Source organism: Actinomycetes bacterium, from assembly GCA_022599915.1.
In the GTDB taxonomy this organism is placed as follows: domain Bacteria; phylum Actinomycetota; class Actinomycetes; order S36-B12.
Genome location: JAHZLH010000027.1, coordinates 37,502 through 51,499, shown reverse-complemented (window position 1 = coordinate 51,499; position 13,998 = coordinate 37,502). Strand labels below are relative to the sequence as shown.

Below are 13,998 nucleotides of genomic sequence, written 5' to 3'. Positions count from 1 at the left end.
TGCCCGACTGGAACGCAACAAGCAAGGAGAAATCGTGTCGCTGCCCCCACTGGTGGAGCCCACCGAGGAGTTGACCGTCGATGAGGTGCGTCGCTACAGCCGTCATCTGATCATTCCCGATGTTGGTATGGCTGGTCAGCGCCGACTCAAGAGCGCCAAAGTTCTATGTGTCGGTGCCGGTGGGCTGGGAAGCCCCGCCTTGATGTATCTGGCGGCAGCTGGCGTGGGCACGCTGGGCATCGTCGAGTTCGATGTGGTGGACGAGTCCAACCTGCAGCGGCAGATCATTCATGGTCAGTCCACGTTGGGTATGTCGAAGGCGGAATCGGCCAAGCAGCGCATCAAAGAGATCAACCCGTTGATCAATGTGCAGGTCCACGAGGAACGGCTCGACTCCGACAATGTGATGGAACTGTTTGGGCAGTACGACCTCATCGTGGATGGCACGGACAACTTCGCCACGCGTTACCTAGTCAACGACGCCGCTGTCCTGCTCGGCAAACCCTACGTCTGGGGTTCTATCTACCGATTCGAAGGACAAGCCTCAGTCTTTTGGGCAGAGCACGGTCCGTGCTATCGGTGCCTGTACCCAGAACCGCCGCCGCCCGGCATGGTGCCGTCCTGCGCAGAGGGTGGGGTGCTCGGCGTGCTGTGTGCCTCGATCGGGTCCATCCAGGTCACCGAGGCCATCAAGGTATTGACCGGTATTGGGGAAACCATGGTCGGGCGACTGATGTTGTACGACGGCCTCGATATGGCCTACCGCTCCGTCAAGATTCGTAAGGACCCCAACTGCGCCATTTGCGGCGAGAATCCGACCGTTACTGAGTTGATCGACTACGAAGCATTCTGTGGCGCCGTTTCCGATGAGGCGGCCGAGGCGGCCAAGGACTCCACTATCTCCGTGGTGATGCTGCAGCAGATGTTGGCGGAACGCGAGGCCGGCGAACGAGACTTCGAGTTGATCGATGTCCGCGAACCGAACGAGTACGAGATCGTGAACATCCCTGGTGCCACGCTGATCCCCAAGGGGGAGTTTCTCAACGGCACGGCGCTGTCGTCGTTGCCCAACGACAAGCAGATCGTGCTGCACTGCAAAGTAGGTGGTCGCTCGGCTGAGGTGCTGGCCGTGGTCAAGGATGCCGGTTTTGCCGACGCGATTCACGTGGGCGGCGGCGTGGTCGCCTGGGTCGATCAGATCGAACCGCACAAGCCCAGCTATTGAGCCGCCCCGCCGCGTGGGTTAGCCGCCGTGATCATCGCGCGGGTCAGAGAACTCAGCCGTACGGTGTGAGCCATCGCAAAACGGCTTGTTTTGGCTGTTGCCGCAGCGGCACAGCCACGTCTTGTCCGTGGTTTCAATGCAGCCGCCATCGTCGTCCAGGATTCGAACCGGGCCCGCTACCTCGTAGGGGCCATCGGCGGTCACCTTGATGGCAACGTCCACTTGCGCGGCGGTTGCGGGTGCCTCCGCACCGGTCGGGCGGCCTTCCTGGTTGTGCCAGGTATAGGAGATTGCTCCAGTCGGGCAGGTATCGACGGCTACGGCGATCGTTTCGGCGTCGGCGCCAGACACGTCAATCCACGGACGCTCTTTCGGACGGAACACTTTGGCCGCAGCCCGAATGCAGTTAGCCGAGTGAATACATTTACCGCTATCCCAGTGGACAGTCAGTTCGCCTTGGTCATAGTCGCGCGTTGCCATGTGCCGAGCCTCTCGCTCTCTGTGCAGCGTCGCAACCGGATCGGGGCTACAGATAGCCCTTGCGCTGCAACAGGTTGAAGGTGAGATACCCGGGAGCCACCGGCAACCAGAAGGTGATGACCCGGTACAGCAAGACCGATGAGACTGCGATGCCAGCATCGAGGCCGGCGAAGGTGAGGCCCGCGACGATAGCGGCTTCCACCGCACCCAAACCGCCGGGAGTGGGTGCCGCCTGTCCAATGACTGAGCCAGCCAGATAGGCCAGTGCTACCAGCGGCAAGCTCAGTTCACCGCCAAAAGCTTCGACGCAAGCGGCGAGGCAGAGGATGTAGCCGACATTGACCAAGGCGCTGCCGCCCACGCCCTCCACGATTTTCCAGGGTCGTTGTGCCACCGTCACCATTCGCGGCACGACTTCCTTCATCAGTGGGCCAATACGCTTCCACACCACTGTGCGGACTGGCCGCAGCATGGCCAACACCACGATGACGACCAGAACTGCGAGAACTGCTATCACCGCGACCGGTGGCAGTTCAAAGCTGAAACCGCTGCTAGCTGCCTGGGTACCGGCAGCGATACCAAAGCCGATCAGCATCAGCACATGCACCATAAACGCGCCCACCTGCGACACCCCGATGCTCGCGGTGGCGAGGACTGGATGGATACCAATCTTGGTGAGGTAGCGCATGTTGACCCCGACTGAACCAAGCGTTGGTGGGGTGATCAAGGTGACAAAGTCGCCCGCCAGTTGGACTGCGGTTGTGGGCAGCAGTTTGAGCTTCTCTGGCACGAAACCGCTGAGTTGCCAGGCTGTCGCTGGGTAGGTGAGTAGCGAGGCCGCGAAGGCGAGCCCGACCCACCACCACGAGGCGTCCCGGAACAGGCCAACCAGATCAACATTGGCCAACTGCGACAACAGTACGTATACCGCGATCGTGCCGCCAGCAATCATCAGTACCGTGCGCGGCTTGATCCGCTCCAGTTCAATCTGTTCGACGGTTGCGTCCGGTTGCACCTCAATGAGCGCATCTCGGATGTGTGCCAGCAGGTCCTTGTTCTTACGCACCGCCTTTTTGGTCTCGCTGCTGAGCGCAACTGGCTGCAGCACCGGAAGTGCCTTAGCGATGACGTCGCTGCCCAACACCCGACGTCCGGATGCGACAGCTCGATCTGCGCCGACCAGGAGCCCTAGCGAACACAGCAGTTCCGCGAGGTCAATGCGCAGGGATACATCGCTGGCGGCCACGCTGCCGTTGTCGATGCGTAGTAGCTCGACACTGCCGGCAGTGTCGAGCTGAATGTTATGGGAGTTGAGAGCGCGGTGAGCGATACCTGCAGCCCGTAGTTGTGCCACTGATTGCCAGATTTCGTCTAGCATCGCATCGGTGATTTCATCGACGGCCAGTTCCTGCAGTCGGCGGCCGGCGGTCTTTTCGTAAACCAATAAGCAGGAGTCAGCTGAGACTTCGCGAGCGGCCAACAACTGTGGTGTGGCGACACCCGCGATCTGTGCTGAGTAAGAGAGCAGCGCCCGCTGCTCCAGCGTGCGGCGCATGTTGAAACTACGACTGCCGGCATCCTCGCGCAGGCGCAGCGACCGCCAGAAATCTTGGATCAGGCCAGCGCCTTCCAAGTCGCGGTCGAGCACGATCACATTTAAGGCGGGGCCTGAGGTTCTCGTGGCCAGATACATCCGACCCATGCCGGTTCTTTCGGTGGCCCGCAACACCACTACCGGCAGGTCGGCCCGTTCGAGAGTCTGTGCGACCTTCACACCACTCGGTCGAGTGGTCGGGGTACCGAGCGCGTACCGCGTCAGCAGGCCCGCTGCCCAGCCGACCAACACCGACAGGCCGAGCCCCGCCAGAGCTGTGCTGCCCGCGGTGACAATCAGTACTCCCAGCGATACAACGACCAGAATCGAGAAGGCGTTCCAGGGTCGCCGAGCCATCAACCGTGCCACGGTGATGTAAGCCACCAAGCCGCCGAACAGCGGAATGAGTGGAGTGTCGTTGGGGCTGGTGCTGCCCGCCAGCGCGACCTGCCACCGGGACAGCTCAAAGTACTCGATGGATAGCTGCGCGCCGAGGAGTAGAACTACTGCGAGGAAAAAGCCCGCGAGGGCATCGACCAATTGCCGACCGCGGCCGCGCAGGAGCAGGTCGACGGCGGATGCCACCGGCAGCGCCAGCAATCCTAGGTTCCCGATGAGGCGTAGGAGGCCCACGAGGATTTCCGGCAGGCTGCGGGAGGCCGCGGAGACCTCCTCGCCCAGGCTTGAGGTGGCATTAGTCGCGAAGTAGGCCAGCGCAGCGACGGCGATACTGGCTGCCACCGCCGCGACCAGCCGAACCAGATCCATGGGGCGGCGTAGTCGCTTACTAATAACCCCGTCTTCGATGACCAGCGTGTTTTCGCCGGTATCACCATCTGCCGAATCGGGTGTCGGGGTGACTGCTTGGCCGGAGTTCGGCTGGGTCGCTGTCCCGCTCGGCTGGATCACTTCGGTCATCGCAGTGTCAGTTGCATCGCCGTCAGCGGGAGCCGCCAGTGCCTCATCCGCCGATCCGGAAGCCGCAGATTCTACTGAATCTGCGGGGGGTCGGGACCCCTGATCGGCGGTGGTCATTCCCTGATCTTTGCACGCTCGACTTGTGAAAGCCGAGGCGTGTCGGACCGTCGTGTTGAACTAGGGCCGTTGCGGAAGGCGGCTGAGGAAAACAACTGAGGAAAAAGCTGAGGCAGGCAACAGCGGGACGCAACCAGCGGGCAACCAAGGAAAGCCTGGCATTGGGCCATGCGGGTAGTCATTCCCCCAGGCGAAAAGCTGGCAACGGGAGGCACTGGCGTTCTAGGGTCGCAATGGTTGCTCCTAGGACAGGGCAGTGAAGCACATCACCCAGCGCGGCTAGCTCTGGGCCTGCTGTGCTGCCGCAGTGGAAGTCGTCTAGCCGGTGACCGGAGAAGTGGCTCATCGTTAGCGAGGGGCTGTCAGGACAGAGATCGGGAATGGGGTGCTAGTACTATGGCGGCAGAGCCTTCCCATCGTTCGCCGGATGAGCTGGCCCAGGCGGCGGCCGGTGGGCTCGCGACGGCCGAGATGCAATTGGATGACGTCCAACAGGCAGTTGTCGACACGACTACCTCCGTTCTACTCCTCGGCGGTGCTGGCACCGGGAAGTCCGCTACCGTGCAAGCGGCCAGCATCGGATTGACCTCGCGGCTCGGTGCAGATCGGGTACTAGGCATTACCCATGACCGATCAATGGCGCGCTCCTGGCAAGCCAGAACAGCTCAGGAACTTCCTGGGATCGCGCCGCGGATCTCGACCGTCGTCGGACTTGCGGGAACCATCCTGGCCGAAACCGGTCAGCCGCAACCAAGACTGTTGACTGCTCCGGAACAGGAGGTTCGGATCCGGGAACTTCTCGCTGGTGCAGCACCCGCGGACGCAGATCTGGGCGCAGATCCGGAGCAGCCGAGCTGGCCAGCCGAGTGGTCCACCGCCGTGGGTACCCGAGCCTTTGCCCGGCAACTGCGCCGAGCAGTGTCCCATGTGCGTTTGCGTGCGTGGGATCCTGCGGAACTGGCGCGGGTGTCAGCCGCGCAACAGGATCACGGCTGGCTCGCGGTTGCGAGATTCGTCGACGAATACCTGCAGGTGCTGGACTGGGAAGGGTCGGTCGATTACGTCGAGGCGGTGTTGCGGGCGCTGCGCTATGTGGAGTCAGGGGTGTGGCGGGGGCAACCCTTCGCCGCAGTTGTCATCGATGACGCGCAGGACCTAGCCCCGCTGGAACTGAAACTGCTGCGAGCCGTACTAGTCACGGACGGTCAGTTGATTGCCGCTGGTGATCCCGACCAGAGCATCTGGTCTTTCCGAGGCGCTGACCCGGCGGTCTTGGCGGACTTGGCCCGCAGTAGCCACTGTCAGGTGTTGTCTCGCTGCTACCGGGGACCTGCAGAATTACGGGATGCCCGAGCTCAATTGCTTGGTAATCGCTGGTATCCCGGGTTGCCGGCGGACCTAGCTCGGCCGCTTCGCAGTCCGGCCATCATTGACGAAGTGCCAGGTGAGTTGGCGCTACTGGAGTTCGATGATCCAACCTCGCAATCGGCTCATATAGCCGCTCGGCTGCGGGCGGCGCGTGCGGCCGGAGTTCCCTGGCGTGACATGGCGGTGCTGTCAGCCTCCGCCACGCAAGATCTACCCGAACTCATCCGCAGTCTGGGTCGGGCGCAGATACCGGTGAGCGTGCCAGGCGATGATCTACCGCTGGTGATGCAACCGGCAGTGGCGGCAGTTATCGCGGCCGCCCGACTCAGCTTGGATTGGGGGCGAGATTCGTTGTCTTCCCAGGAAGTCGAACACGTACTGAGTTCGGAACTAGGTGGGCTGGGGCCGGCCGATCTGCGGGCATTACGTCGCTGGCTGCGGACGCGACCTACAGATGAGGTCTTGGACGCGGATCCAGTAGCGCCAGTGACGTTGGCCCAGGTCTGCACCGATGCCGAGCTGCGGGCTGAACTGACCGAGCGGCTCCCGTATCTGTCGCATCGGATTGAGGCGTTAGTGGATCGGCTCGCGACTGCGGCCCGGTTCGAACGACAAGGTCGACCGCCAGCGGAGGTTTTGTGGGCGTTGTGGGATGGGCCCTGGCCGCGGCGACTGCGGGAACGTGCGCTGCAGTCGGGTGCCGCCGGGATAGCAGCGGATCGCGACCTGGATGCAGTGATGCAGCTGTTTCGGATGGCACAACGTGCACCGGAACGCTGGGGCGGGACCCGAGGGTTGCGAGCGTTCCTCGCTGAGGTGGAATCCCAGCAAATCGCCGCCGAACCAGACCTACAGCAGCAGTCTTATCGGGATGCAGTTGCGGTGATGTCGCTGCGCCGCAGCAAGGGTAAACAATGGCAACTGGTCATGGTGACCGGTGTGCAGGAATCGGTCTTTGGTGGCGGCCATCCGGCTGATGGACTGTTCCAATTGGGTCGATTGACGGACTCAGAGTTGCTGCCGCTGCCAGCACCGGCGCCGCTGGGGGAAGATCGGCGACTGTTGGGTATGGCGCTGGGACGCAGCAGCGCGGATGTGGTCTTATGTGCCGCAGGAGGCGTGGACGATCCACCCGCCACTCTGGTGGCTGAACTCGGTAGCGGGTGGCAGCGAGTGTCCGGACACCCTGCCGAGCCGCAAACCCCGATTGAACTCATCGCGAGGTTGCGCGATGTCGCCGCGGATCCAGCACAACGCAGCGCGGCAGCGCGGTCGCTCGCGCGACTCGCACATGCGGGCGACGGAGCGGCCGCCCTCGTGCCGGCAGCAGATGTTAATCGCTGGCCGGGAGTCAGTGATTGGACTTCTGCGCCGGCGCCGATTCGCCGTGACGACGCGCCCATGCGCTTGTCTGCCTCAGCCATCGAGGGGCTGACCGACTGTCCACTGCGGTGGTTTTTGGGTCGTGAGGCCAAAGGCGGTCGCCCGCTGGGAACACCGGCCCAGTTCGGCTTGATCGTGCACGAGGCGGTGTCTGAGCTCATCAAGGCTCGACAAGCGGGACAAGACCTCGACCCAGAGCAGTTGCTGGCGCAGTTGTGGACCGATGATGGCTATGAAGCCGAGTGGAGCGCGGCGATGCAACGAGACGAAGCGCTCGCAGCCATTCGTCGAGCCGAACTGTGGCTGACCGACCGCTGGCATTTAGTGGAATCGGAACGCGCTCTGGACAAACTTTTCACCCTGCCCGACTCCGAGTCACAAGTGCGGCTACGAGGCGCCATCGACCTGGTCGAGCGGGACGAGGATGGCACGGCCAGAGTGTGGGACTTCAAGACTCAAGGCACTGCGCACTCCAAAGCTGATACGGCCAGCAATCAACAACTAGCTACCTATCAGTTGGCGCTAGCGCTGGAACAGGATGACGGTCAACCGGTTGACGGGGCAGGTTTCGTTTATCTGCGTCTCGATGCCGGTAAGAACAATCCGCAGCCAGCCACAAGGCAGCAGGAGTCGGTGGACATCGACACGCAGCTAGCTCACACCGCCGATCTCGTCCGAATCGTGGGTGAGGAAGAGTTTCCTGCGCACCCCGGCGCCCAATGTGCCAGATGCGATTTCCGCGACAGTTGTCCAGCACAGGGAGGCCAGTAGTGACGAACCAGAATCGTGATGGTTCCGCCAGTGACGGGCCAGCACTGCAGCGACCAGAACAACTGTCCCAACTGTTCCGGTTGTCGTACAGCCAAGAGCAGTTGGCAGCGGCAACCGCGGAACTTGCGCCACAACTAATCGTGGCTGGCGCGGGTACCGGTAAAACCGCAGTCATGGCCGCACGAGTGGTTTGGCTGGTCGGTAGCGGGGCGCTGCCACCAGGGCAAGTGTTGGGGTTGACCTTCACCAATAAGGCTGCGGCAGAGTTACGCAGTCGAGTGCGGCGCGGGCTCGAACTGCTGCCAGGGAATCGAAGCGCTGACGAACTAGAACCAACGGTGCTCACCTACGACGCCTTTGCCCGCCGGGTGTTGAACGAGTTTGGTGCGCTACTGGGGGTAGAGGAAGAGGCGCAGCTGCTCACCGACGCTCAGCGCAGTCGGTTGGCCTACCGGGTTGCCTGTCAGCCCGCTGACGCTACCGGGTTGACCGGTTCGGTAGTGGGCCTCGCCGGAAAAATACTGGCGATGGACGACGCCCTAGCCAATCTGGATACCGATACTGCCGAACTGCGTGAGTTCGACCAAGAACTGCTGCAACTGATGGCGACCGGGAGCGCTCCTGACTCCATCCGTAGTTCGGTGTCGGAGGCGGCTGCGGAACGCATTCGGCTGAGTCGCTTGGTGGATCAACTACGTGACAGCAAGATTGCAGGTGAATACCTCGACTTCGCTGATATTCAACGGCTCGCGGCGGAGCTCATCCGTGCCATTCCGCTGGTGCGACAGCGGCTGCGGCAGCGATTCGGTGTGGTGCTGTTGGATGAATACCAAGACACCTCGCGGGTGCAACGCTGCTTCCTGCAAGACATCTTCGGGGAGGGGCATCCGGTCACTGCAGTCGGCGACCCCTGTCAGGCGATCTACGGTTGGCGTGGGGCTAGCGTGACCAATATCGATGAGTTCCAACATCACTTCCCGCGAGCCGATCAGCAACCCGCCGCGGCTTACAACCTGACAATCAACCGACGTTCCGGTCCGGAGGTGTTGACTGCAGCCAATCTGATTGCTGCCGAACTGCAACAGCTACATCACCAAGTGCAGCCGCTAGTGCCGGCTACCGACGCGCAGCCCGCTGCGTTGCGGTGCGCGCTGTTGGCTACTGAAGCGGACGAACTGGCGTGGGTCGGGGAGCAAATCACGGAGCAAATAACCAAACGACGCTCCGCCGATATTGCCGTGTTGTGCCGTACCAACAGTCAGGCTGCGGCAGTAACCGCTGAACTGCGGGAACGGGGTCTACCGCTGCAGATTGCCTCTAAGCAGGAACTGTTGGCCACCCCGGAAGTTGTTTGGGTGACCGACCTGTTGAAGTTGCTGGTTGACCCGTACGCGAACCCGGAGTTAGTGCATCAACTCAGCGGCCCGCGTTGGCGGGTGGGGCCGCGTGATCTGGCGCTGCTGGGTCGTCGCGCTGCGTGGCTGACCGAGCAAGCGACCGGGTCGAGTGTGGAGGTGTCGCTCCTGGACGCGGTATCCGATCCCGGCCCAGCTGACCTCTACCAGTACTCAGCGGTGGGTCGGCAGCGATTCGCCGCCTTCTTGGCAGAACTCGACTTGTTGGGGAAGTTTCGGGAGCGTCCGGTCGCTGAGATCGTCGCAGAAGTCATTGAGCTCCTAGCGCCACTGATCATTCCGCCGGGGTCTGGACGATTGCCGCAGCCGCTGATTGGGTTGTTGGAGCTGGCGCGGCAATTCCGTTCACTAAGCGGTGGTCGTTCGCTGGGGGAGTTTGTCGCCTACCTTGCGGACTGCCAGCGATTCGATGACAGTCCCGGCTCACGAGAGGTGCCCAGTGGTGACGGGGTACGAGTCATGACGGTGCATGCGGCGAAAGGTTTGGAATTCCCGGTAGTCGTATTGCCGTTCCTGCGGGATAAGCAGTTCCCCACGAGCATGCGCGGTGGTCGCTGGGCCACGAGTAGTCGTGCCATCCCGCCGGTAGCCCCCGATGAACCGGACGTGGGCCGGAAACTGGGCTTCCCCGCAGCCGATTCCACCACCGCGGATGAGAAGGACTATCGGGAGGCGTGCGCTGAGGAACATCGGCTGGATGAGGACCGGCTGGCCTACGTGGCAGTGACTCGAGCCGAACACGAGTTGATCGCCTCCAGCCACTGGTGGGGTGATCAACAGAAACCCCGAGAGCCGTCGCCGTACCTGCTCCGGATTGCTCAAGCGTGTCGCGAGACCGGCGGAGTGATTGACACATGGCAGGACGAGCCCGGTGATGATCCACGAGCTGTAGGACCGGACCAGCCATTGATTACCTGGCCGGCGACGTCGTTAGCGGACGAAGCGGTCAGTTTGGCCGACGAGGTAAATCGCACCCTCACTCAGTTGCAGCAGGATCCAGAGGTTGCGAATCAACTGCTTGCTGGTCCGTGGCAGGACGAGATCGAAGGGTTGCTGCGGCTGCGGCAAGCTGAACGAGACACAGCCGCACTCGTTCGACTCCCCGAGGTGCTGTCGGTCAGCAGGTTGCTGCAGTGGCGCAAGGATCCGGAACGATTCCTAGCGGATCTGATTCGACCGATGCCCACGCGCCCGTCAGCAGCAGCTGAGCGCGGCACCCAGTTTCATGCCTACGTCGAGCAGCGAATGGGCCAACAGGAGTTGTTCGATCTGGCCGACTGGATGGGGGATGAGACCGAAGCAGCACAGAACCGTGAGTTTGAGGAACTCTTCGCGCAGACCCGATTTGCGGAGATGGAACCAGCCGCCGTCGAGCATTCCTTTGTGATTGAAACGGCTGGAGTGGTGTTGACGGGGCGGATCGACGCGGTGTTCCGCTGTGATCATGCTGACTTTGATTGGGAAGTGGTGGACTGGAAGACCGGTTCGCTGAAGCGGGCTGACCCGCAGCAACTGTCGGTCTACCAAGCCGCCTGGGCAGCAGCTACTGGCAGTCCACCGGAGCGGATTCGAGGCGTTTTTGTACAGCTCGATGACGGCAGTGAACGAGTCTTTGACGATTTGCCGGCCGTCGATGTCCCTGAGCTGGTGTTCCCAGTCACCGAGTAGCGATGGGGTTACCCGACTCCGGGCTTCCGCGATCGCGCGCTGCTGTCTAGGCTGTGCGGATGGAAAGCCAGATCGGTTCGGTGCCGCCCGGCCCGCAGTGGGACCCGGTGGCGGACAAACGCGGTGAGACCGATTGGGTTGAACAACGCTGGCAAGACCCAGACAGCCGAATCGTTCTGATTCGCGAGGGGCAGATCGCGGTGGGAGACGATGATCGTCCCCAGTGGTTGCCGACTTCAGCCGCGCCGGACGAGCGGCTTTGCTGGGTGTTGCTGGGCGTTGACGCTGATGGGCACGCTCGCTTTGCCGTCGCCCTTCCCACCGACCCCGCCAGCGTGCTGGCCGAAGATCCAACTGCGACCGGATCGGCTGCATGGTTGCCGCTGCGGGAGCTGCAGCGCAATGATGCCGCGGAGTTGTTCGGCGCGGTCGCGCTGGCCAACTGGCATGGCAGTCATGGCTACTGTCCCCGATGTGGCACCGCTACCGAGCAGGTAGAAGCGGGCTGGCAGCGCCGCTGCCCCGCGGACGGTACTCGTCATTTTCCGCGGGTCGATCCGGCCGTGATCATGTTGGTGCATGACGGTGGCGACCAAGCGTTGTTGGGTCGCCGCAAACGCTGGCCAACGGGATGGTTTTCCACCCTGGCAGGGTTCGTGGAACCCGGCGAAACCTTGGCGGCAGCAGTGGCTCGCGAGGTTGCTGAGGAAGTGGGCTTGAAGGTTGTGGCGGTGGAACATCTGGGTAGTCAGCCGTGGCCATTTCCCAACTCATTGATGGTTGGATTCCATGCCCGAGTGGATTTCACCGAGCCGCAGCCGGATGGCGACGAAATCGAGGAAGCGGTCTGGGTCACTCGTGATGCTCTCGCGGCCGCCAGCGCAGCCGGGGACATTCGGCTACCACCAGCGTTGAGCATTTCCCGTTGGTTGATTCAGCAGTGGTACGGCGCGGAACTGCCCGGGGAGTGGTCACGGCCATGAGCGACCCAGCGGAGATCTTGAACGGGTTGAACCCAGAACAACGCGAGGCCGCCACCGCGCACGACGGGCCGGTACTGATTGTCGCCGGTCCCGGTTCCGGAAAAACCAGGACGGTCACCCGGCGTCTGGCTTACGGGGTCCGTACCGGTGCGATCGAGTCACACCGAGCAATGGCACTGACATTTACCGCACGTGCCGCTGGTGAGGTGGGAGGCCGATTGGCTGCGCTGGGGGTAACCGGGGTGGCAGCTCGAACCTTCCATGCCGCAGCGCTGCGGCAACTTCGGCACTTTTGGGGTGAGGTCATCGGCGGTGAACCAGCTCGACTGGTTGGTGATCGGTCAGTCTTGCTAGGACAGGCCATCAAGCGAGCCGGCACCGACATTCCACCAGAACTGCTCGGCGAGGAGTTGGATTGGGCGAGGGCCAGGTGCATCGACCCAGCCGATTATGCGGCTGCGGCCGCCGGCATGCAACGCGATCCAGTAAGTATCGATCCGGGCAGTATTGCTCAGGCCATGAGCGCCTATGAAGAGGCCAAGAGCGCCGCCGGAGTCATTGACTTTGCTGACGTGTTGCTCATCACCATCGGCATGCTACAAAGTCGCAGCGACGTGCGGGAAAGCGTTCGTCGGCAATATCGGTGGTTCACTGTCGATGAGTATCAGGACGTCAGCCCGCTGCAACAGCGGCTCTTGGACTTGTGGCTCGGAGACCGTGGTCAATTGTGTGCCGTAGGTGACCCGGCCCAAGCGATCTATGGTTTCGCTGGGGCTGACGCTACGTTGATTGCGTCGTTCCCGCAGCGTTACCCCGGTGCCACCGTCGTTCGCTTACCAACTACCTATCGGTGCGCACCGCAGATCGTTGAAGTAGCAAACACCGTTGGGGCCGGTATCCCTCGAGCCACGCAACTGCGCCCGGACACAAGTGATCGGGCTGGTTCAGTCCAAGTTTTGCAGTACCCCAGTGATGCGGCAGAGGCGGCTGGAGTGGCGGCAGAAATCGAAGTGCTGGGCGCCGGCGGCCACGACTATCGCGAGATGGCGGTGTTGTTTCGCACCAATGCCCAGGCCAGACCGGTGGGGGAGGCGTTGCGGGCCCGCGGAATTCCTTATGCGGTGTATGGCTCGGAGCGATTCTTCGACCGTGCGGAGGTGCGGGAAGCAATCACTCGGATTCGAGGGGAGTTGCGCACCGGGCCAGCGAAGTCTGCGGCCGAATGTTGGCAAGAAGTGGCTACAGCGATGGCGCATGGCAGTGAGCCAGTTGACGGTGCGGCGGGCCGAAAGCGGTGGGAATCGCTAGCGGCCCTAGCCGGGCTAGTGCCACAGATCGGTACCGGTGCAGAACTTGTGGCGGAACTAGAGCGACGTGGCGCTGACCGAGATCCGCCTCGACCGCCAGGCGTCTCCCTGTTGACACTGCATTCGGCCAAGGGACTGGAATGGGACACGGTTTTCCTGATTGGCGCCTGGGACGGCATGTTGCCGCTGTCGGCTGTCAACGCGGAGGAACTGGAAGAGGAGCGACGACTGGTCTACGTTGGCGTCACCCGGCCCCGTCACCGGTTGATGATTACCTGGGGTGCTGCTGGCCGACCCGCCGGACGACGTCGAATCTCGCCACTGCTTGATCGAATCGCACCAGTCGGTACTCCAGCGGACGCGGTGCTAGATCTGTCCGATCGCGTGACCCCCGCTGGTATGGACAGCCGAGCCGGTGAGCAGCGCCCACCCGCCCGCTGTCGAGTCTGTGGCAGTGCGCTGGTCACCGGAATCGAACGAGGGCTAGGGCGCTGTCGCAGTTGCCCAGGTAACGCTGATGAGTTGTTGCTCGCCCAGTTGGAGCAGTGGCGGCGGCTGACCGCGATTGCCCTAGGTGTGCCCAGTTACGCGGTGCTCAGTTCTACGGCGTTGCAAGGCATCTCAGAGACCCTGCCACAAGATGCAGCCGCACTTGCGCAGATCCCTGGGATGAATACCGACCGGATGACCCGCTACGCGGACGACTTACTGGGAATGGTGCAGGCGGTCGGTACGCAGACGCCCGAGCCACCGTCTCGATGAGTTGCCG

General features: G+C 62.5%; 7 protein-coding genes. 5 read left to right on the top strand and 2 right to left on the bottom strand.

Annotated features, from left to right (window positions below; translation table 11 throughout):
- Positions 1-34: 34 nt before the first annotated feature.
- Entirely contained in the window at positions 35-1,225 is a 1,191-nt protein-coding gene (moeZ, locus tag K0U62_05325) for an adenylyltransferase/sulfurtransferase MoeZ (GenBank protein MCH9800946.1), read from the top strand.
- 18 nt (positions 1,226-1,243) lie between these two features.
- Here moeZ and K0U62_05320 read toward each other — a convergent pair whose 3' ends face one another.
- Entirely contained in the window at positions 1,244-1,705 is a 462-nt protein-coding gene (locus K0U62_05320; GenBank protein ID MCH9800945.1) for a (4Fe-4S)-binding protein, read from the bottom strand.
- A gap of 46 nt (positions 1,706-1,751) precedes the next feature.
- Positions 1,752-4,334 carry a lysylphosphatidylglycerol synthase domain-containing protein gene (locus K0U62_05315; GenBank protein MCH9800944.1) on the bottom strand — a complete coding sequence of 861 codons (2,583 nt, stop codon included), beginning with the start codon at positions 4,332-4,334 and terminating at the stop codon, positions 1,752-1,754.
- Between the two features lie 396 nt (positions 4,335-4,730).
- Here K0U62_05315 and K0U62_05310 point away from each other — a divergent pair, with 396 nt between their 5' ends.
- The 4 genes from K0U62_05310 to K0U62_05295 are packed head-to-tail and all read left to right on the top strand — an operon-like array spanning position 4,731 to position 13,991.
- Positions 4,731-7,856 (top strand): ATP-dependent helicase, encoded by a 3,126-nt coding sequence (locus K0U62_05310; protein MCH9800943.1) that lies wholly within the window; start codon positions 4,731-4,733, stop codon positions 7,854-7,856.
- Positions 7,856-10,939, top strand: coding sequence for an ATP-dependent helicase (locus K0U62_05305; protein MCH9800942.1), 3,084 nt, complete (start codon positions 7,856-7,858; stop codon positions 10,937-10,939). Before K0U62_05310 ends, K0U62_05305 begins: the two co-directional genes overlap by 1 nt.
- Before the next feature lie 59 nt (positions 10,940-10,998).
- Complete coding sequence (nudC, locus tag K0U62_05300) at positions 10,999-11,922, top strand: NAD(+) diphosphatase (GenBank protein MCH9800941.1); 924 nt, start codon at positions 10,999-11,001, stop codon at positions 11,920-11,922.
- Positions 11,919-13,991: an ATP-dependent DNA helicase UvrD2 gene (locus K0U62_05295; protein MCH9800940.1), complete on the top strand. Its 2,073-nt coding sequence runs from the start codon at positions 11,919-11,921 to the stop codon at positions 13,989-13,991. Before nudC ends, K0U62_05295 begins: the two co-directional genes overlap by 4 nt.
- Positions 13,992-13,998 lie beyond the last annotated feature (7 nt).